The organism is Blautia sp. MCC283 (assembly GCF_018785565.1).
Lineage (GTDB): Bacteria > Bacillota > Clostridia > Lachnospirales > Lachnospiraceae > Blautia_A.
The window spans coordinates 66,833-86,105 of sequence record NZ_WQQB01000016.1 but is presented as its reverse complement, the minus strand read 5'-3'; the positions used below and the strand labels follow the sequence as shown (position 1 = coordinate 86,105).

Sequence of the window (19,273 nt, the reverse complement as noted above, 5' to 3'; positions counted from 1 at the left end):
ATATGAAACTGAATCATTTTGATGAAAATGGCAATGCTGTTATGGTGGATGTGTCCAATAAACCGGACACTCACCGTACGGCGACAGCTACCGGTTCCATTCAGGTAAGCCCGGAGATCATGGACGCGGTAAAAAGCGGAAATGTGAAAAAGGGTGATGTGCTTGGGGTGGCCCGTGTGGCGGGTATCATGGGTGTGAAGCGTACTTCTGACCTGATCCCCATGTGCCATCCACTTCCCATCCAGAAGTGTTCTGTGGATTTTGAGACGGATGAGGATGCGGGAGTGATCCGTGTGTTCTGTACGGTAAAAACAGAGGGGAAAACAGGCGTGGAGATGGAGGCGCTGACAGGTGTTCAGGTGGCGCTTCTGACCATTTATGATATGTGTAAGGCAATCGATAAACGCATGGTCATGTCTGATATCCATCTGGAAGAGAAAACAGGAGGCAAAAGCGGAGATTTCCGTTTTGAGGAAAAATAATGATAGACAGGTGCGGAAGAAATATTGATTATCTCAGGATTTCCGTAACTGACAGATGTAATTTGCGGTGTATTTATTGTATGCCGGAGGAGGGAGTGCAGCATGTGGAGCGCTCCCTCATTTTGCAGGAAGAGGAAATTTTGAGGATCTGCCGGGTGATGGCAGAGTTGGGGATCCGAAAGATCAAGCTCACCGGTGGGGAACCGCTGGTGAGACCTCGGATGCCCAAGCTTGTGGAAAAACTGAAAAAGATGCCGGGGATCGAGAAAGTGACTCTGACTACAAATGGTGTGCTTTTGAAGGATCAGATGAGGGATTTTGCCCGGGCGGGACTGGACGGACTGAATATCAGTCTGGATACGCTAGATGAGGTCTGCAGCAGGCAGATCACCAGGCGGGATGAACTGGGACGGACGCTTGAGGGGATTTCAGAGGCGCTGAAGTATCCGGAAATTTCATTGAAGATCAACTGTGTGCCTCTTGGGATTCCGGAGCAGGATCTCTGCCGGGTGGCGTTTCTTGCAAAAGACCATAAGGTGCATGTGCGGTTTATTGAGATGATGCCTATTGGAATGGGAAAAGAATTTCATGGGGTGTCGGAGGAGGAACTGCTTGGGATCCTTGGGGAAAAACTTCCGCGGTTTTCGCCGTATGTTGGGGAGCCGCTTGGAAATGGTCCCTGCCATTATTATGATGTGGATGGCTTTTCCGGGAAGATCGGATTTATCAGTGCGGTGAGTCATAAGTTCTGCGGGGAGTGCAACCGGATCCGGCTGACTTCCCAGGGGTTTTTGAAGACTTGTCTGCAGTATGCGGCGGGGCGGGATCTTCGAGGGGTGATCCGCAGTGGTGGTTCGGATGAAGAGCTGAAAGCTGTGATCCTGGAGGCTCTGGCGGAGAAACCGGACGGGCATGCTTTTGGCGGAGGGTTGGAGAAACAGAAGGATGATAAGACGGAGAAGCTTTGTATGGCTCAGATCGGAGGTTGAGTGATGAAGAGAGTTGCGGTGATCACTTCTAGTGATAAGGGTTACAGAGGGGAACGTGAGGATCTTAGCGGGCCGGCTGCGAAAGAGATTGTGGAAGCGGCAGGGTATGTGGTTGTTTCTATGGATGTTTTGCCGGATGACCGTGGGTTGCTGAGTGCACGGATGGCTGAGATTGCGGATCAGGGTCTGGCGGAGCTGATCCTGACTACGGGTGGTACCGGGTTTTCTCAGAGGGATGTGACACCGGAGGCTACGGAGGATGTGATCGAGCGGCGTGTGCCGGGGATCCCGGAGGCGATGCGGGCGTTTAGTCTGACGATCACGAAGCGGGCGATGTTGAGCCGGGCTACGGCTGGGATCCGGAAGGGAACGCTGATCGTTAATCTGCCAGGGAGTCCTAAGGCTGTCAGGGAGTGCCTGGAGGTTATTATTGAGGCGTTGGGGCATGGGATTGAGATTTTGACCGGCGATGCTGGAGAATGCGGACGGTAGTGTGTGGTGTATACTTAGACTAACGAACGGACGCCCAACGGAGGCAGGGCCAGTACGGTGACACGCTGCGCGGCCTGTTCGGCTGCGTCGCTGATTTGCTGCCATTCGCGCCAACTCGCCTGCGGCTCAAACAGGGCGCTCGGTGGCAGCAGCTATACTCGCCTCTCGACGGCCGCTCCGCTAACGTCACCGTACTGGCCCTGCCTCCGTTGGGCTGGCTGTTGGATGTGGTAGGTTTTATGATTAAAATTCATCTCCAGCGATTCATAATTCCTGAGGCTTGAGAGTTACATGTGGTAGGTTTTGGAAATCAATATTGCTGGTGTGATATAGGAATAAATTTGGTAATGATGTGTGATTAATAGGAGTTTGCTATGGGAAAAGTACTTGCGGTTTGTATCAGTGAGAAGAAAGGAACACAGAAGAAGAATGTCGGGTCTGCGGTTTTTGTGGAGGACTGGGGACTTGAGGGGGATGCTCATGCCGGGAAGTGGCACCGGCAGGTGAGTCTTCTTTCCAGTGAAAAGATCAATGCGTTCCGTGCAAAGGGTGCAGAGGTTGAGGATGGTGCTTTTGGTGAGAATCTGGTTGTGGAGGGGATTGATTTTGCGAAGCTTCCGGTTGGTACCAGATTTCGCTGTGGCGAAGTTGTGCTGGAGCTGACTCAGATCGGAAAGGAGTGCCACAATGGCTGTGCCATTTTCCAGAAGATGGGTGAGTGCATCATGCCACGGGAAGGTGTGTTTACAAGAGTGCTGAAAGGTGGAAAAGTTTCTGTCGGTGACGAGATGTCTGTGGATAAGGCTATGATTTTTGATACCCATGCCCATTATGACGATGAGGCTTTTGACGAGGATCGGTTTGAGATGCTTGAGAGTATGCAGGAGAACGGGATTGGGCATATTGTGGATGTGTGTGCTTCCGTGGGACATTTTGACCGGGTTTATGATTTGGTGGAAAAGTATCCGTTTGTTTATGGTGCAGTGGGGGTTCATCCGGATGATGCGGATAAGGTAGATGCAGCTGTTCTGGATGAGATCCGAAAATATTGCGACATGGAAAAGACAGTAGCCGTAGGCGAGATCGGCCTGGATTATTACTGGCATAAGGAGAGGGAAGAGCACCTTCTTCAGCAGAAAGTATTCCGCCAGCAGATGGACATCGCCCGTGAAAAGAAGCTCCCATTTATGATCCATAGTCGGGATGCAGCGGAGGATACGCTGAATATTGTGAGAGAGTATATGAGGGATGGAATGTATGGAGGGATCATCCATTGCTTTTCCTATAGTAAGGAGATCGCAAGGGAATACCTGAATATGGGACTCTACCTGGGAATCGGTGGAGTGGTTACTTTTAAGAATTCACGGAAGCTGAAAGAAGTGGTGGAGTATGCACCACTGAACCAGATTCTGCTGGAAACCGACTGCCCGTATATGGCCCCTGTCCCAAACCGTGGGAAACGAAACAGCTCGCTGTATCTGCCGGAGGTTGTGAAGACGATCGCGGAGTTGAAAGGTGTCAGCTGCGAGGAGGTTGTGGCTGTGACGGAGAGTAATGCGTTGCGGGTGTTTGGGTTGGTTTGAAATGAATAGAAAATACTGAAAATATATCAAGAGACTTCTCAAAAGATAAAAGATATTTTATAATTAGTAAAATAAATATGAATTTATTACTTTTCAAGGTTTGAATATCATACGATAAGCGCAGATGAGGCGCTTCATTTTTGGATTTGAGGTTTGAGAATGATGTAAAAACGTATGGTATTTAAACAGAAATTTCATCAGCCGCTGTGCTTGCAGAGTTTGAGAACGATGTAAAACATATAATATAAAAAGGTAAGATAAGGATGAAGAATAAAAAAATATCTGGAAGCATTTTGTAAGTATAGGACTTGTTATTGCACTTGCTCTTGTTTGCAATATTACAGAATATACAATAGCATTTGCCGAACCGACAACAGCTAAGGTTTCTTATAAAATTGAGAAAAAGCAACAAATTAAACGCTGCAAGAAATTGACGGCACAATATTTTTATGAATTACCCCAGATAAAAGGAAACAGTTCTGCAATAAAAAAAATAAACAAATCCTTAGCAGCGGATTATAAAGCATCTCTACAATACAGAAACAATTTATTTGAGTATTATGAGCTTTTAAAAAAATTTATTACATTAATAAATGCAACGTAACGTATAATCAGAATGGTTATATAAGCTTTAGGTTTGTTTCCAAATGGTATGCAGGGGGAATTGGAGAAAATAGGGAGTATGGCTTAACATATCGTCTTAAAGACGGAAAGAAGTTGGCAGTTCAAGATGTTGCATCTGGGAAGAAAAGTAATGTAAAGAAAAATATAGCAACCGCATATTCGAAAAAATTTTCCGGTCAGGGGTATTCTTATGTTATGAAAATGAAGTATTCAGATTTTCAGTTTTATATTAAACCTGGAAAAAAAGTCTTTGTATGTTTTGACCCATATGGAGCATTAGGAGCACACGGAAAAGTTGTGGTTGAAATAAAGGGTAGATTGTGAGAGTATACTATATATCTGCTTTTTTTCGCTGTCCGGCCTGTTGAGTTCTTAACAGGCCGGACGTTTTTTTACATCAATTTTCCTTTTCCTGTGTTTTCCCGGCAATCATCTTATGCCCGGAATAAATAGACATAATCATGCAGATCAAAGAAGCGCATGCAAAATACCTGTGTGCGGTTTTCATGCTTTTGCAGCCGGTGTAAAAGGCTGCGATCATGGTGATAAGGGCGCCCAGTGACCAGTATTTGTGAGATTTCATTTTGGTATCCTCCGTAAGATTTATTTTTTTACAGGTTTTTCAACACTTCAACAAGGCGGGAATTGTCCTCCGGCATCATGATGCAGAACCGTACAAATTCTCCATCCAGGCACTGGAAGGAGGAACAGTCACGGATTATCAGGCCCTGGCGGATGCAGGCTTCAAAAACATCATAAGAGGTAAGGCCTGGTTTCAGGATCTTAAGAAGAATGAAGTTTGCATAGGCGGGATAGACCTTATAAGTTGGAACGGACTTCAGTTCTTTGATCATTCTTGTGCGCTCAGAAAGGATCAGTTCACGGGTCTGGCGGATATAGTCTTCATCCTGGAGCATGATCTCGCCGGCAAAGGCGCCCATGCTGTTAAGAGACCATGGAGTTTGTTTCTCCCGCATTTTGGAAAGGAAATCCATGTTTCCGGTGATGCCGTAACCCAGACGCATTCCCGGGGCTGCGAAAAATTTTGATACGCCTCGGAGAACCATAAGGTTGGTGAATTCCCGGGTCAGAGGAACGGCAGTGATGGCATTGATATCCGGAGCAAACTCAACATAAGTTTCATCGATCATTACGAAGATATTTTTTTCCGCGCAGAAACTGATCAGCTGGCGGAGATCCTTCTGTGAGATGGCAGAGGAGGTGGGATTGTTAGGGTTGCAGAGAATGAGAAAATCGTATCCCTGTTCCAGCTTTTTGCAAAGATCGGGAATGTCCGGCTCGAAGTTTTTGCTTTCCTGAAGGTGGTAATATTCCTGGGTGCTTCCGGAAAAAGAAAGCTCTCTGGAGTATTCGGAATAGGTAGGTCCCAGGATCAGGGTGTGCTTTGGAGCTTTTTCCTGAATGAGGAGGGAGATCAGTTCGCTGGAGCCGTTTCCGGGAAGAATAAAATCTGCCGGAATATTGCAATATTCGGAAATAGTATTGCGAAGGGTCGCGTATTCTCTGTCCGGATAGGAGGAAAAAATGTCAACATGTGCGGCAATGGCGGCACTGGCTTTGGGCGAGAGCCCCAGTGGATTAACATTGGCGCCGAATTTGACAATGTCTTCTTTTTTTAATCCGTAATAGCTGCAGATCTTTTCTATATCACTTCCGTGAAAAACGGGTTTCGTGTCCATTTTTGTCACCTCGTATTTTTATTTTTTCTACAAAAAATTTATATCCAGTATACATCAGAATCCATGGCATTTCCAGAAATTATAGCATAGAGACGGAAAGTTTTTTCGCTGGCGTGTTTTGTGTACGGATTTTACAGCAGATATGGAAATGCGGATGGCTGTCTGATAAAATAGAGCTATAAGCAGGAAGCAAGTGCAGACTGCAGACATCTGCCTGTAGCGATGCAATAATTTGTTGGAGAGCTATAATCTGGGACGGAAATAAGAAAAAGAGGATAAGATATCATGAAAACAGAAGATAAAAAGATTGCAGTGATCGGAATCGGCGGTGTTGGTGGCTATGTTGCGGGAATGTTGGCGAAGGCCTATCCTCATGTGACAATGGTGGCCCGTGGAGCCAGAGGGGAGAGCATCCGTGAGAACGGACTGGTGCTGCACAGTGATTATAAGGGAGAGATCGTTGCGAAGCCGGAGCGTGTAGTTCCAGTCCGGGAAATGGGACAGCAGGATTATATTTTTATCTGTGTAAAAAATTACTCTCTGGAGGATGTATGTGAAAATATCCGGGATATGGTCACAGATGATACGGTGATCATTCCGGTGATGAACGGGGTGGATCCGGGGGAAAAGATCCGCAGCCTGATCGGAAGGGGAACGGTTGTGGATTCTCTGATCTATACGGTAGCTTTTGCAAACGCGGATTTTTCCATTTCCCAGCAGGATACTTTTACCTGGCTGTGCATCGGGATCAAAAACGCAGATCAGGGGCAGAAGGAGAAAGTGGCCCAGGTAGCCGAGATCCTGAAGGGCGCAGATATTGATTATAAGGATGACGGGGATATTGAGGTGGAGATCTGGAGAAAGTATATCCTGAACTGTGCGTTTAACGTGATGACGGCTTTTTATGATAATACCATCGGGGAGCTTCGCAGGGATCCGGTGAAGGCGCAGCAGTACGAAACTCTTGTGTGGGAGGCTGCCAGTGTAGGCCGTGCAAAGGGTGTGGCACTGACAGATGAACACATACAGGAGGTGATTCACAAGTTCCGTCATGTTCATGCAGATAACGCCACCAGTTCCCTTCAGAGAGATTTTCAGATCTGCAAAAAGCAGACGGAGCTGGAAACTTTCAGTGGTTATATCGTGCAGGAGGCGAAACGTCTGGGTGTTTCCATTCCTCTTTCTGAAGAGATGTATCAGGGGCTGAAGGCTAAGGCTGAGAAATTCTGATAAAAAGACGGGAGCTGCTTTTCACACTGCTATTGACAAAGTTTCTCAACTTTGCTACAATGACGAAAATCAATTCCGTGAGGGAGTAATTCGCGTGTAAACGTGGTTTGTCAACATACTGGTGCATGCACCTGGCAAATCTTAAAGAATGAGACTCATGTATATTTTATTTCTGTTATGGAGATAAAGTATGCGTGGGTCTTTTTTTATGGCTCCGGACCGGACACATATGCAAAGGAGAAGAAAGATGCTGCTATTTATGAAAGTGCTTTTTACCCAGTTCATTGCGGAAATGGGCGACAAAACACAGCTGATGCTGGTGGCAATGACTTCCAAGTTCAAGCTGAAGGATATCCTGCTTGGAACCGGTGTTGCGATCCTGGTGCTGAACGGACTGGCGGTTCTTGCCGGAGGCCTTGTCAGTACGGTAGTTCCTACGTGGCTGATCCGTCTGATTGCCGGTGCGGCGTTCCTGTTTTTTGCGGCAACAACGCTTAAGGGAGACGATGATGAGGAAGAGAATGTAAAGGACCGGAAAATTAAGTTTGCGCCGTTGTCTGTATTCTGTACATTTTTTGTTGCGGAGCTTGGTGATAAGACACAGCTTACTGCCATTACATTTGGAGCAAACGAGGGCTTAAGTGCTGCAGTTGTTGTATGGCTTGCCTGTTCACTTGGACTTTTTGCAGCGGATGTGATCGGTCTTCTGGTCGGTTATCTTCTGAAAAGCAAAGCACCGGAGGGAATTCTCAATACAGTTGCGTTTTTTATTTTTTCCATTTTTGGAATTCTGACACTGAGACAGGGATTCGGGCTTCTGCTTGGAGCAGAATCTGCTATGATTCTTCCGCTGACAGTTGTGGTTACAGTAGCATTTGTGATCGTCTGTCTTGTGCTTTATAAGCAGTCAAAAAAATCTAAAGCATAAAATAAAATCTATTTACGGATGTTTTCCCGGTACTGTGTAGGGGTAGTTCCGGTAAGGAGCCGGAAATGCCGGGTAAAGTAGGAGGGGCTTGCGAAACCGCAGTTTAACGCAATGTCCGTCACTGGTGTGTCCGTGAGAGTAAGCTGCCTGGCGGCCAGAAGAAGGCGTCTCTGGCGTACATATGCCATAGGTGTGGTGCTCAGATATCTTTGAAAAATACGCTGGCATTCTCTGGCACAGATGCTGGCAACTGCCGCAATATCTTTTACGGAGATATTTTTTTCCAGATTCTGATCGATCCATGCCAGCATTTGCTTCAGGCGTAGTTCCTGGATTTCGGGAAGCTGTGGGGCAGAAAGGCCGCGGTTCTTTTCCAGAATGATCAGAAGTATTTCGGAGAGGGCGTTGCGTACCTGAAATTCATAGCCGGGCAATTCATCGGCGCAGGCAGAAAAGGCGTTGTCAAATGCCTGAAAAAAATGTTTATCACAAGATCCCGGGACGATATCTCCCGGGATTTTTATGAAAGCGGCGCCTTTTTCCATAAGGGGACGGATATAGCGGATATCAAAAACACTGCCCGGGGCGCCGCTTATGATCGATGGATCAAACACAAAAGAACGGTACAGGCACGGGGAAGGGACAAGACCGATAAAAGAATGAAGAATGCCAGTATTGATAAAACAGCCTTCCCCTGCATGGACATCGTAAAAAGTATCACCGATCCCGATTCTGACGCTGCCTTCCATCAGCATAAAAATCTCCAGTTCATTATGCCAGTGTGCGGGAATATTTCCGGTAATGAATTTATGGATATCGCCTCTGTTTGCAACCAGATCGAAGAGATATCTTTCCTGTTCCGGGAATTCCTGTTGGTGGATATCGGTTTCCACCCAGTTTGCATTACGTATCATAAAAAATCTCCCTGTCGTTTTTGTTATAGTATACACCGCTATTTTTACAGCAGCAACTGTGTGTCGGATTGTATAATAAAAGAAAATACTGATGTCTGTTTTACAGACGGTGATTAAGAAGGATGTCAGTTGCCATATGGATCAGGGAGGAAAGTTATTATGGATCTGAAAAAGAAAAGTCAAACGATGGACATGACGAAGGGAAGTCCGACCTCGCTTTTGCTGCGTTTTGCCATGCCGCTTTTTCTTGGAAATCTGCTTCAGCAGTTTTATAATCTTGTAGATACCTCGATTGCGGGAAATCTGCTGGGGGATGGAGCGCTTGCACAGATTGGTGCTACTGCGGCGTTATATAGTCTGATCACGAATTTTGCGTTTGGAATGAATAATGGACTGGCTCTTAGAGTGAGCCGGAACTTCGGAGCAGGAGACCAGCAGGGAGTGAAGAAGTCGGTGTGCTGGATGACGTGTTTGTCCTGCTTTTGCTCAGTTGTGCTGACTGTCGCTTTTTTGATATTTCGAAAAGGACTGCTTCAGGTGATGCAGATCCCAGATGATGTGATGGACGGAGCTTTGCGCTATCTGACGATCATTCTGGCGGGAATTCCGCTGACTATGCTGTATAATCTGGAGGCGAGTCTTTTACAGGCTGTAGGAAACAGTGTGATGCCCCTTGTTTTTCTGCTTTTCAGCAGTGTCCTGAATGTGGGACTGGATTTCTGGTTTATGGGACCGTTGGGACTGGGAGTACAAGGTGCTGCGTCTGCGACAGTTCTGGCTCAGGGAATCAGCGCCGGGATCGGTTTGGGGTATATTGTGCGCTATTATCCGGAACTGAGATTTTCGAAAAATGAATTCAAAGTGAAGAAGAATTTTGTAATAGAGATGTTTTTCTCCGGTTTAAGTATGGGGATGATGAATGCTATTTATTGTATTGGCAGTGTGATCCTTCAGAGCAGTATCAATGCACTTGGAAGTGTTTATATTGCGGCGCAGGTTGGAGGCAGGAGGCTTGCGGAACTGTTTTATATTCCAGGACTGGCACTTGGAACCAGCACGGCGATCTATGCCAGCCAGAACTATGGGGCGGGCCTGGGAAAAAGAATCCGCAGAGGCTGTCGGACAGCAATTCTTCTGTATGGGATCTGGTGGATCATTGCACTTATGTTTACTTTTACCCTGGCACCGGCAGCAATCCGGCTTCTTACCGGAAGCAGCAACCCGGAGGTGATCTCTAACGGACTGCTTTATCTTCGGGTCAGCATCCCCATGATTCCGCCAATGGCAGTGCTGGTAATCTTACGAAACGCACTGCAGGGAATGCAGCACCTGAAAGCACCTTTGATATGCAGTACGTTGGAACTGATCGGTAAAGTTATCTTTGCCATCTGGCTCGTCCCGGTCTGGGGCTATATCGCCGTATGCATCTGCGAACCTGTGACGTGGGTGATCTGCTGTGCGTTTATTGTCGGGGCTGCGGTGGTTTTCCGGAAGGAGTTTCAGACAGCAGAGTGACAGGGTACATACCTTTCAGATCTTTTGCATACACTGTAAAAAAGCGTCTTCGGGGGCTTGGCAGTGAAAGATTATATTGAGGAACGTGCAGTTGAGATCGCAGGATATATTGTGGAAACAAAGGCGACGGTGAGGCAGGCGGCGAAGAAGTTCGGGATCAGTAAGAGTACGGTACATATGGAAGTAACAATATAGAACGGTTCGTTTGGGTAATAGAATAAGAAAAACCGAGGAGGAACGAACCATGAAGGATTTGAAAACAAGAATTACGGAGAATGGCATTGATTATGTACTTGTCGGGGATTATTATATCCCAGACTTGAAGCTGCCGGAGGAAAAGTGATCTATCGGTAAGTGGGGACGAATGCACAGGGAGTATCTGAAAAAGCAGTGCTACGGTAGATATTCCAGTTTACTGCTGACCGGAAAACTTTGGAGCTATCTGGAGGATTTGGACGAACAAGCGGAGGAACGGTTTACGTGTATTGTTGATCAGATGAAAGCGGCTGAGGGAGTGACGGAGGAATTGAAGCGGAAAGATGCTATGCTTTGGGTACAACGGTGTAATAATATTAGAAACAGAGCAGAAGAAATTGTACTGAACGAAATGGTTTATATTTAGTATGGAGCAGTCAGCCGAAAGGCTGGCTGTTTTTCTTTTCCTAGCGACAGAAAATGATTGACAATGCTATAAGACTGTGGTAGTCTGAAAACAAGAACAGACTACTGTAGTCTTATAGGAGGCGAAACAAGTGACAGAGGAAAATATCAAACTTTTTGATTCGGAATTAAAGGTAATGGATGTTCTGTGGAAGGATGGTGACGTGCCAGCGAAATATGTTGCAGATACTTTAAACAGAGAAGTCGGCTGGAATAAAAACACAACGTATACATTGATTAAGCGGTGTATCAATAAAGGCGCGATTGAACGAACGGAACCGGGATTTATGTGCCATGCGCTTATAGCAAAAGAACAGGTACAGGATCTGGAAACAGATGAACTTATTGATAAGATATATGATGGATCTGTTGACAAGTTGTTTGCGGCACTTCTTGGCAGAAAAAAACTTTCTATGGAGCAGATTAAGAACCTGAAGCAGATCGTCAGTGAATTGGAATGAGGTGATGTATATGAGCCTGCTGCAAATGAGTTTTCTGGGAACGGTTATTATTTTACTTATTGTGGTATTAAGGGCTGTGCTTATCAACAGATTACCGAAGAAAACATTTTTGATTTTATGGTGGATTGCATTAATACGGTTATTAGTTCCATTTTCCATAAAATCAGTCACAAGTATTTATTCTCTGTTGCAGAGTATTTATTCTGATATAAACCCAGTGAGAACGGCGCAAACGACAACATTTTTACCCATTCATGGTAATATGCCTGAGATAGCAAATGGATTATCAGAGGCTATGGTGCAGAGAACAGAATCCATTTCGATTTTGAGTGTAATATGGCTGGCAGGTCTGTTACTTTGTTTTGGATTTTTTGCGGTTTCCTATATAAAATGTTATCGGGAATTTCGATTTTCGCTGCCTGTTGAAAATGATATTTTGGAAGCATGGAAGGAAAAACATCCACTAAAAAGGAGTCTATCCATCCGGCAGACAGAAACCATAGCTGCACCACTTTCTTATGGTGTGATTCGCCCAGTTATTTTAATGCCGAAAAATACAGAATGGAAAAATATTTATCAGCTTCGTTATGTGTTGGAACATGAATATGTGCATATCAGACGGCTTGATATGCTTACAAAGCTGATAATGATTGCTGCAGTATGCATTCATTGGTTTAATCCTCTTGTGTGGGTAATGTATATTCTTTTTAACAGAGATTTGGAATTATCCTGTGACGAAACCGTAGTCCGTAGATTTGGAATGGATATAAAGTCGGTATATGCAACTGCTTTAATATCTATGGAAGAAAAAAAGAGCGGACTGACACCATTATGTAACAGTTTCAGTAAAAATGCGATTGAAGAGAGGATAAGAGCAATTATGAAGATAAAGAAGACATCTAAGTTTGCAGTAATTATAAGTGCAGTATTGGTAATTTGCGTGACAGGTGGATTTGCAACTTCCGCATCATCCTTGGAGAAAAAGACAGAGACAGCGCAAGAAAACGGTGAAACAACAGTTGCTTTAAACGAAGTGAATATCCGGGAAGATGAATCACTTTCAAGTTCGGATGTGGAATGGTGGACAGCAGAAGAGTATGCGAAATGGCTGGACGAGGAAAAAGAAGTTCTGCAGTCTATGATTGGTGAAAAAGCTTATACAGGCGGCGACGGATGGTTTGTATGGACACAGGAAAAGGTAGATGAGACGATTGCACTTTATGAGGATAATCTTCAAAAAATAAAAGATGGGATGAAGTTGTCGAAATCATCTGATGATGCAGTGGGAATTACAATGGCATATTCTCCGGAAAATATAGAATATGCGAAGCAGGAAGCAGAAACGGTCACCGAAAATAAAGACAGTAATGAAAATGTATTCAGCGAAGAACAGCTTTCTGAATATGCAAAAGCGGGAATAACTTACCAGAAAGAAACAGGATTTCTGATGTATGATGGAAAGACCATTGGATATTTCCGGGATGAGTTTAAGCCGGGTACTTATACAATAAGTTCCAAACGTGGAGGTACGCTTCGAGTTGAAGTGCAAAGGGAAAACTATGGCACCATCACAGACGTAAAGGCAGAACCGTTATCAGATGATTTTTGGTCAGAACCGGCGGCATTGGTTGAAAGTTCCGGCGGAGAAGCTGTAACTGCAGATGAAATGAAAGGATCTGTTTTTGAAGAAGGAGGAAGTGAGAACATAGCGGCTGATGACATGGGCGAATATAGCAGTGAAGAGGGAAAAGGTCTTAATATTGCTGTTCCACAGGAGTATGCTGATTATGGAGTATCCTGTGATGCTCAAGGAAACTGGGTTTATAATGGTAAGATTATAGCAGATTTATATGATGAGGGAAGGGGAATCTTTTCTAACAGCAACGGCACTATGTACATTGAAGTAACGAGAGACAAAAGTGGAAAGATTAGCAGCTTTCAAAAAGTAAGCAAAAATAGAATGCAGGAATTATTTACTGAATTTAATCCGGAAACGGAAACATTTGCGGAATATAATTCAGAGGCGAAGCATTAAGTTAGTGCTAAATGAAACGAGGATGATTAAGTGGGAAAAATATTGCTGGTATCATTCGAGGGAGATGAGGAAGAGTTGGTAAATTCTGTTATTTCCGTGTTAGATTCCGGCAGAGAAAAATTCCTTTTTCAGGAAATACAACTTCAATCGAAAATAAGGCATAAGGGTATAGCGATTGATTTGAAACGGAGGGAAGTTGTTCGTGATAATAGAAAAATAGAATTAACTTACACCGAGTTTGAAATCCTGCAGTTATTAGCACAAAATCCAGGAAGGGTATTTAGTAAGGAGCAGATTTATGATGTAGTCTGGAAAGAAGCCTATTCTGGCGATTACAATATTGTCATGAGTCATATCAGCCATATTCGTGAGAAGATAGAAGATGATCCGGGCAACCCGGTATATATTCAAACCGTCTGGGGTGTAGGATACAAGTTTAATGAGAGGGCAGGCAGCGAGTAAATTCGCTGCCTTTCCTTTACAGGGATGGATTCAGATTTCGCTGAGTTTCAAGATAATATTGCTCTGCTGATACAGCCAGTCCGTGAATTCCGTTGGCTTGGTTGTTCCTGCCTTTACAGCTTTCTTACGCCGCAGAGCTTCTTTCTTAAAAAGGTCAAACGCAGTTTTCATTTCTTCCAGACGTTCAATCGGAAAATCAGCAGTTTTTTTGGATTTATTGATTTTATTACGCCAATTCTGGCATTCATTTTTATAAAGCAAATCATAGTTATTTTCTCTGGCTCGTTCATCAAATTCCCTTTTATTTTGAAGTGCCTGTGCTTTACGGCACTTATCACTGCATAGTTCATAACGCTGGTTTTTTGCCAGAAAATATTTTCCACAGACTTTGCACTGACGGAAACAAAGGCCCCAGTCATTCAGCCGATTCAAGTAATAAGTGATAAGCGGATAAAAAGAGCTGTAGGCAGCTACGCATTCTGTTCTGCGCCTATTATCCGGAAACCAAAGTTCAAGTCGAGTGATTTCAGCAGGAGTGTTGCGGAAATAAAGACTGCCAGTATGAAAGCGTTCTGGTTTTCCGGTATCAGAATTAAAATTCATGACATTTTCTGTTTGGAATGCCTGAGTCAAAATTTGGATTTTTTCTATAAAACGATCACAGGCAGTATTACGGTCACGATATTCCCTTGTAACAAGATATTCATTCCAAATACGGAATGTAGCATACATTCTCACCGGATCACCGGTGAGATATTTTTTTGCCAGAAAATCACCAGCAGTCTGTTCCAGTGCAGGCTGTTTCCAACGGTTAGTGTGCAATGCATCACGTAGGGGAGCAAGTCCATATATATTCCAGTTCTTTTCTTTATCATATTCAAAATCTATCAGAAAACGTCCTAGAGGACGTGTTATATCATATATGACATCGTTATCTTTATTTCCGTCCAGTCGAAAACGGATTTGCTGTTCCGTTCCGATTAAAATTCGCTCCTTCATTTTGTCTCTATCCAATGCCAGAACGAAGAGGATGTGGTCGTAGCAAGGTTCTTGCCTTATAAATTGATAAGTCATTTCTATTTGCTCCTGTTTTGTATGGTAATTTTAAAAAATATAATATTAGTTACATTTATGGTATCGCGAAAGTATTGAAAAGTCAAGATGAGATTGATAAGATACGATTGCATGGTAATTTCGTACTATGCAGTGTACTTTGACAACTTTATGACCGTCTAACCTGAGATAAACCGCCATGACCTTCGATAAAAGAAGTGAGCGCATCCGAATGGATGACGTGTTGTATGCCTTAACAGCAGTATGACTCAGGAAACAGGAAAGATAAAACGGCAATGAGAAGCTAAAAAAATGAGATCAAAAATGGAGGAACAACATGAGTGAAAATAAGAGATTAAACAATTATGATGAACTGCCTCTTGTACTGGATGTGGCTGATATTCAGCGGATTATGGGGATTTCCAGAGTAACGGCTTATGAACTGGTTCATACACCCGGTTTTCCGGCATTTCGAAGCGGCAGATTAATTAAGGTTAGTAAAATTGCTTTTTTCGAATGGATGGCAAAGGGGAATGGAAGGGTGCCGGAGAATAGTAACTAAATCTGGAGCAGAGCGGAGAGCGAAGTCTTTTGTGCAGGTTAAGGGCGGCAGCCATTGCCCAGTGAGTTGATGCGTGCGTCTACTCGTACTGGGTATTACCTGACGCAAATTCACGCAGGTTTGCAGCTTCGCTGCCTTATTTAATTTGGAAAAACGTGAAAAAGGAGGGCAAGAAAATTATTGAAAGCAACAAGACACAATGGACGCTCCGGGAAAAATGGCACTTATAATCCCAGGCATAATGATCGCCGTTTCGACTTGGAAAACAGTGAACATATTGATGCTGGAAGAGTCAGAGAAAATATTTACTGGGACTGTTACCGTGGCTATACCACAATGCAGAACAGGGAAGAAGATTCTCAGGATATCAGTTTTGAGAAAATTGAATGTACTTTTTATCAGGAACATTATGGAAAATATATAGAAGCGCAGAATGAAAGAAATGCAAGAACCCGTCATACAGAGCGTAACCGATCTGTGGAAGATTTACTAAAGAACAATAAAACCTGTCCAGAGGAAACTATTTTTCAAATAGGAACAGTAGAAGAATCTGTTTCCTATGAAATATTACTTGCGGTCGTACAGGACTTTACAAAGCAGTTCACAAATCGGTTCGGTTCTCATGTCCATATTCTGGACTGGGCACTGCATTTGGACGAAGGAACGCCGCACATTCATGAACGTCATGTTTTTGATTGTGAGAATAAGTACGGGGAAATCTGTCCCCAGCAGGAAAAAGCACTGGAAGAATTAGGGATTGCACTTCCAAAACCGGATAAACCTAAAGGCCGCAATAATAATCGAAAGCAGACTTTTGATGCTATTTGCCGGACAATGCTTTTTGATATAACTCGAAAATACGGGTTGCATCTGGAAGAAGAACCGTCTTATGGAGGGCGAGATTATCTTGAAAAGCAGGATTATATCCTGTTTAAGCAAAAGAAACAGATGAAAAACCAGACAGAAATACTGGATACACTTACTTTGAAAATTGAAGAAGTAGAAGCTTTGATCGATGAAGTTTCAGATATTGCTTACGACAAAGCTGTGGAGGTTGTGACGGATGAGGTCAGAGTGGAAACCCATAAAGAAGACATTCGTCTGGTAGAACAGTCAAAGGCGTGGGTGCTTTCCCCTGAGCGCAAGGCTTCCCAAAAAGAAAGAACTTATGCTGTAAGTCGATTGGACGGAGTAATTACCAAAATTACAAAAGCTATGCAGACAGCAGTTAAAACAATCCAGACCACGCTGATAAAACCGGAAGTCAAAAAGGTGAATACCGAACAGATTAAGAAAAAAGCCAGAAGTTCCATTCTGGATAGGCTGGCAAAAGCAAAAATTACTGCGGAACAGGAGAACCGAGAGCGATGGGAACACGAAGGAAGAACTAAATTGGGAAGGAACGATATGGAGTTGTGATGTAAAGAAAAGAGGAAAAGGATGAATATATTTGAAGCAGTTAAACAGTCTGTGACTACCCGGCAGGCTGCAGAAAGCTATGGAATACGGGTAAACAAGAATGGAATGGCGGTCTGTCCATTTCACCGTGACAAGAATCCAAGCATGAAAGTGGACAGGCGTTTTCATTGTTTCGGATGTCAGGCAGATGGGGATGTGATTGATTTTACGGCACACTTGTACAATTTAAAACCAAAAGAGGCGGCAGAGAAATTGGCAAGAGATTTTTCTATACATTATGAGAACATGGGGCACAGCCCGCCACAGAGAAAACAAATCAAACGACAGCTAACACAGGAACAGAGGTATCTGCAGGCAGAAAATAGATATTTCCGTGCACTGGCAGATTACCTGCATTTGTTGAAACAGTGGAAAGAAGAGTGTGCTCCGAAACAGGTGGAAGATGTCTGGCATCCGCTGTTTATGGAGGCATTGGAAAAAATATCAGAAACAGAGTACCTGTTGGATACATTATTATCAGGCACATTAGAAGAACGAGTTGCCGTAGTGGTGGCTCATGGGAAGGAGGTGACAGCGATTGAACAGAGAATTTCAGACTTTATCACCACAGACACGACAGGAATTGTGCGAAGTAATGGATATAATGGAAACGGAGTTGACAGTAGAGGAAATCAGAGAACAACTGGAAATGACACAGAAGGGTGCTGTGAAAAACAATCGGCATAACTGTAAGCTAATTTTAGAACATGATCCTCTGTTAAAAGGTGTATTCCGGCACAATATTTTGACTGAGCAGACAGACATTGTAAAACCCGTGTGGTGGGAACGGATAAGCCCGGCATTCACAGATATGGATTTGAACTATATTATGCTTTATTTGGAAGAGACTTACGGTTTGACGATGGATAAGATTGTGCAGAAAAGTATTGTCCATCAGGCAGATCGGAACAAATATCATCCTGTCCGGAATTATCTGAATAGTTTGCAATGGGATGGACAGGAGCGTATCCGCTATGTGCTGCATCATTTCTTGGGCGCACCTGTGGATGAGTTGACGTATGAAAGTATGAAAATGTTTTTGCTGGGAGCTATTGCCCGTGCGTTCCGCCCTGGAATTAAGTTTGAATATATGCTCTGTCTGGTCGGTGGTCAGGGCGTAGGAAAATCTACATTTTTTCGATTCATGGCAGTAAAGGATGATTGGTTCACCGATGACATCGGCAAACTGGATTCGGAAAAAGTTTATTGTCAGCTTCGTGGTCATTGGATGATTGAAATGTCTGAAATGGTCGCAACGGCACGCTCTAAGAGTATTGAGGAAACAAAGAGCTTTCTGAGCAGGCAGAAAGAGACTTATCGGGATTCTTATGCAGTATATGCTCTTGATCGTCCGAGGCAATGTGTATTTGGAGGAACATCCAATATAAAGCGATTCCTGCCTTTTGACCGTACCGGAAATCGAAGATTCGTTCCAGTTCAGACGAACCGGGCAGAGATGGAGGTTCATATCCTCGAAAATGAGAAGGAATCCAGGCAGTATATTGATCAGGTGTGGGCGGAAGCAATGATGTTGTACCGTAATGGGAATTTTAAATTGGCGTTTTCAAAGGAAACAGAAGCACAGCTTGATAAATTGCGGCAGGAGTTCATGGCGGATGATACGGAAGCCGGAATGATACAGGCATGGCTGGATGAACATGAGGATAGGAAAGTCTGTTCATTGATGCTGTTTAAGGAGGCACTGGACAATCCTTATATAAAGCCGAAGAAGGCGGAGACAGACCGCATCTGTGAAATCATGAATACAAGCATTGTGGGTTGGAAACAGGGTACGATGACAAGGTTCAAGGATTACGGTACACAGCGTTCATGGGTATGTGTAAACGAAAACTGTAAACGAGACACAAAAGACTTAAAAAATGAAAATGACTGGTACCCGGTTACTGAGGAGGAAGCCCGGCAGATGGAGTTACCCTTCCGGTAAAACGCCAGTCAGGTTTACGGTAGTTGGCGTGTTGTTTACGCTTTTATCTATGGTTATTGCTTTGACTTGTAGAATTTGTAAACAATAAACAGATATATAAGAGTAATTTGGTATTGAGGAAAGAAAACTGAAAAAACAAAAAGAATTAGATTTTTTGGAGTTTGTTTACAGCGGTGGTTT

Annotated in this window: 19 protein-coding genes and 3 pseudogenes; 18 read left to right on the top strand and 4 right to left on the bottom strand. The window is 44.0% G+C overall.

From position 1 onward, the window contains the following. Positions 1–2 precede the first annotated feature (2 nt). From moaC to GPK81_RS05925, 6 genes and pseudogenes are all read left to right on the top strand, one after another. Complete coding sequence (moaC, locus tag GPK81_RS05945; RefSeq protein ID WP_021975919.1) at positions 3–482, top strand: cyclic pyranopterin monophosphate synthase MoaC; 480 nt, start codon at positions 3–5, stop codon at positions 480–482. Beyond that, the gene (gene moaA / locus GPK81_RS05940; RefSeq protein WP_215706696.1) at positions 482–1,471 is read left to right on the top strand and encodes a GTP 3',8-cyclase MoaA; all 990 of its coding nucleotides are present in this window, start codon (positions 482–484) and stop codon (positions 1,469–1,471) included. Before moaC ends, moaA begins: the two co-directional genes overlap by 1 nt. 3 nt (positions 1,472–1,474) lie before the next feature. Continuing rightward, positions 1,475–1,963 carry a MogA/MoaB family molybdenum cofactor biosynthesis protein gene (locus GPK81_RS05935; protein ID WP_021975917.1) on the top strand — a complete coding sequence of 163 codons (489 nt, stop codon included), beginning with the start codon at positions 1,475–1,477 and terminating at the stop codon, positions 1,961–1,963. Between the two features lie 374 nt (positions 1,964–2,337). Beyond that, positions 2,338–2,742 (top strand): annotated as a pseudogene (locus GPK81_RS18520) (MOSC domain-containing protein); the annotation flags it as partial. A gap of 27 nt (positions 2,743–2,769) precedes the next feature. Then, a complete protein-coding gene (locus tag GPK81_RS18515) occupies positions 2,770–3,546 on the top strand; it encodes a TatD family hydrolase (protein ID WP_252196613.1) in 777 nt (258 codons plus the stop codon). Positions 3,547–4,263: 717 nt separating this feature from the next. After that, positions 4,264–4,494, top strand: coding sequence for a hypothetical protein (locus tag GPK81_RS05925; RefSeq protein WP_174088313.1), 231 nt, complete (start codon positions 4,264–4,266; stop codon positions 4,492–4,494). A 73-nt stretch (positions 4,495–4,567) separates the two neighbouring features. On the opposite strand, the gene GPK81_RS05920 is transcribed toward GPK81_RS05925, so the two are convergent. After that, on the bottom strand, positions 4,568–4,753 hold the full coding sequence (locus GPK81_RS05920) for a DUF6219 family protein (RefSeq protein ID WP_021976030.1): 186 nt from the start codon (positions 4,751–4,753) through the stop codon (positions 4,568–4,570). Between the two features lie 28 nt (positions 4,754–4,781). Then, positions 4,782–5,870, bottom strand: coding sequence for a pyridoxal phosphate-dependent aminotransferase (locus GPK81_RS05915; RefSeq protein ID WP_215706694.1), 1,089 nt, complete (start codon positions 5,868–5,870; stop codon positions 4,782–4,784). 285 nt (positions 5,871–6,155) lie between these two features. Here GPK81_RS05915 and GPK81_RS05910 point away from each other — a divergent pair, with 285 nt between their 5' ends. Continuing rightward, a complete protein-coding gene (locus GPK81_RS05910) occupies positions 6,156–7,100 on the top strand; it encodes a ketopantoate reductase family protein (RefSeq protein WP_021976032.1) in 945 nt (314 codons plus the stop codon). 247 nt (positions 7,101–7,347) lie between these two features. Next, positions 7,348–8,028, top strand: coding sequence for a TMEM165/GDT1 family protein (locus GPK81_RS05905; protein WP_215706693.1), 681 nt, complete (start codon positions 7,348–7,350; stop codon positions 8,026–8,028). Positions 8,029–8,036: 8 nt separating this feature from the next. On the opposite strand, the gene GPK81_RS05900 is transcribed toward GPK81_RS05905, so the two are convergent. Then, positions 8,037–8,942: an AraC family transcriptional regulator gene (locus GPK81_RS05900; RefSeq protein ID WP_215706692.1), complete on the bottom strand. Its 906-nt coding sequence runs from the start codon at positions 8,940–8,942 to the stop codon at positions 8,037–8,039. A gap of 159 nt (positions 8,943–9,101) precedes the next feature. On the opposite strand from GPK81_RS05900, the gene GPK81_RS05895 reads away from it, so the two are divergent. The 6 genes and pseudogenes from GPK81_RS05895 (at position 9,102) to GPK81_RS05870 (ending at position 14,075) form a co-directional block, all read left to right on the top strand. Beyond that, positions 9,102–10,457 (top strand): MATE family efflux transporter, encoded by a 1,356-nt coding sequence (locus GPK81_RS05895; protein ID WP_215706691.1) that lies wholly within the window; start codon positions 9,102–9,104, stop codon positions 10,455–10,457. A 63-nt stretch (positions 10,458–10,520) separates the two neighbouring features. Then, positions 10,521–10,646, top strand: a pseudogene (locus GPK81_RS05890) (sporulation transcriptional regulator SpoIIID); the annotation flags it as partial. A gap of 55 nt (positions 10,647–10,701) precedes the next feature. After that, a pseudogene (locus GPK81_RS05885) lies at positions 10,702–11,079 on the top strand (TnpV protein). 130 nt (positions 11,080–11,209) lie between these two features. After that, positions 11,210–11,578 carry a BlaI/MecI/CopY family transcriptional regulator gene (locus GPK81_RS05880; protein WP_008707144.1) on the top strand — a complete coding sequence of 123 codons (369 nt, stop codon included), beginning with the start codon at positions 11,210–11,212 and terminating at the stop codon, positions 11,576–11,578. A gap of 4 nt (positions 11,579–11,582) precedes the next feature. Then, a complete protein-coding gene (locus GPK81_RS05875; RefSeq protein ID WP_330611203.1) occupies positions 11,583–13,613 on the top strand; it encodes a M56 family metallopeptidase in 2,031 nt (676 codons plus the stop codon). A gap of 30 nt (positions 13,614–13,643) precedes the next feature. Beyond that, positions 13,644–14,075, top strand: coding sequence for a winged helix-turn-helix domain-containing protein (locus tag GPK81_RS05870; RefSeq protein WP_022388636.1), 432 nt, complete (start codon positions 13,644–13,646; stop codon positions 14,073–14,075). A gap of 30 nt (positions 14,076–14,105) precedes the next feature. On the opposite strand, the gene GPK81_RS05865 is transcribed toward GPK81_RS05870, so the two are convergent. Further along, positions 14,106–15,149 carry a DUF6076 domain-containing protein gene (locus GPK81_RS05865; RefSeq protein WP_195979371.1) on the bottom strand — a complete coding sequence of 348 codons (1,044 nt, stop codon included), beginning with the start codon at positions 15,147–15,149 and terminating at the stop codon, positions 14,106–14,108. 316 nt (positions 15,150–15,465) lie between these two features. Here GPK81_RS05865 and GPK81_RS05860 point away from each other — a divergent pair, with 316 nt between their 5' ends. The 4 genes from GPK81_RS05860 to GPK81_RS05845 all read left to right on the top strand — a co-directional run bounded on the left by GPK81_RS05860 (position 15,466) and on the right by GPK81_RS05845 (position 19,093). Then, on the top strand, positions 15,466–15,690 hold the full coding sequence (locus tag GPK81_RS05860) for a helix-turn-helix domain-containing protein (protein ID WP_008707138.1): 225 nt from the start codon (positions 15,466–15,468) through the stop codon (positions 15,688–15,690). Between the two features lie 180 nt (positions 15,691–15,870). Continuing rightward, entirely contained in the window at positions 15,871–17,109 is a 1,239-nt protein-coding gene (locus GPK81_RS05855; protein WP_195979370.1) for a hypothetical protein, read from the top strand. A gap of 21 nt (positions 17,110–17,130) precedes the next feature. Continuing rightward, on the top strand, positions 17,131–17,835 hold the full coding sequence (locus GPK81_RS05850; protein ID WP_008707134.1) for a CHC2 zinc finger domain-containing protein: 705 nt from the start codon (positions 17,131–17,133) through the stop codon (positions 17,833–17,835). Then, the gene (locus GPK81_RS05845; protein WP_215706690.1) at positions 17,744–19,093 is read left to right on the top strand and encodes a virulence-associated E family protein; all 1,350 of its coding nucleotides are present in this window, start codon (positions 17,744–17,746) and stop codon (positions 19,091–19,093) included. Before GPK81_RS05850 ends, GPK81_RS05845 begins: the two co-directional genes overlap by 92 nt. The last annotated feature ends 180 nt before the right edge of the window (positions 19,094–19,273 follow it).

What these genes read in the sequence shown, in the direction of transcription:
- moaC (WP_021975919.1), top strand. Translation starts at nt 3, where the DNA reads ATGAAACTGAATCATTTTGATGAAAATGGCAATGCTGTTATGGTGGAT.
- moaA (WP_215706696.1), top strand. Translation starts at nt 482, where the DNA reads ATGATAGACAGGTGCGGAAGAAATATTGATTATCTCAGGATTTCCGTA.
- GPK81_RS05935 (WP_021975917.1), top strand. Translation starts at nt 1,475, where the DNA reads ATGAAGAGAGTTGCGGTGATCACTTCTAGTGATAAGGGTTACAGAGGG.
- GPK81_RS18515 (WP_252196613.1), top strand. Translation starts at nt 2,770, where the DNA reads ATGATTTTTGATACCCATGCCCATTATGACGATGAGGCTTTTGACGAG.
- GPK81_RS05920 (WP_021976030.1), bottom strand. Translation starts at nt 4,753, where the DNA reads ATGAAATCTCACAAATACTGGTCACTGGGCGCCCTTATCACCATGATC.
- GPK81_RS05915 (WP_215706694.1), bottom strand. Translation starts at nt 5,870, where the DNA reads ATGGACACGAAACCCGTTTTTCACGGAAGTGATATAGAAAAGATCTGC.
- GPK81_RS05910 (WP_021976032.1), top strand. Translation starts at nt 6,156, where the DNA reads ATGAAAACAGAAGATAAAAAGATTGCAGTGATCGGAATCGGCGGTGTT.
- GPK81_RS05905 (WP_215706693.1), top strand. Translation starts at nt 7,348, where the DNA reads ATGCTGCTATTTATGAAAGTGCTTTTTACCCAGTTCATTGCGGAAATG.
- GPK81_RS05900 (WP_215706692.1), bottom strand. Translation starts at nt 8,942, where the DNA reads ATGATACGTAATGCAAACTGGGTGGAAACCGATATCCACCAACAGGAA.
- GPK81_RS05895 (WP_215706691.1), top strand. Translation starts at nt 9,102, where the DNA reads ATGGATCTGAAAAAGAAAAGTCAAACGATGGACATGACGAAGGGAAGT.
- GPK81_RS05875 (WP_330611203.1), top strand. Translation starts at nt 11,583, where the DNA reads ATGTATATGAGCCTGCTGCAAATGAGTTTTCTGGGAACGGTTATTATT.
- GPK81_RS05865 (WP_195979371.1), bottom strand. Translation starts at nt 15,149, where the DNA reads ATGACTTATCAATTTATAAGGCAAGAACCTTGCTACGACCACATCCTC.
- GPK81_RS05860 (WP_008707138.1), top strand. Translation starts at nt 15,466, where the DNA reads ATGAGTGAAAATAAGAGATTAAACAATTATGATGAACTGCCTCTTGTA.
- GPK81_RS05850 (WP_008707134.1), top strand. Translation starts at nt 17,131, where the DNA reads ATGAATATATTTGAAGCAGTTAAACAGTCTGTGACTACCCGGCAGGCT.
- GPK81_RS05845 (WP_215706690.1), top strand. Translation starts at nt 17,744, where the DNA reads ATGGATATAATGGAAACGGAGTTGACAGTAGAGGAAATCAGAGAACAA.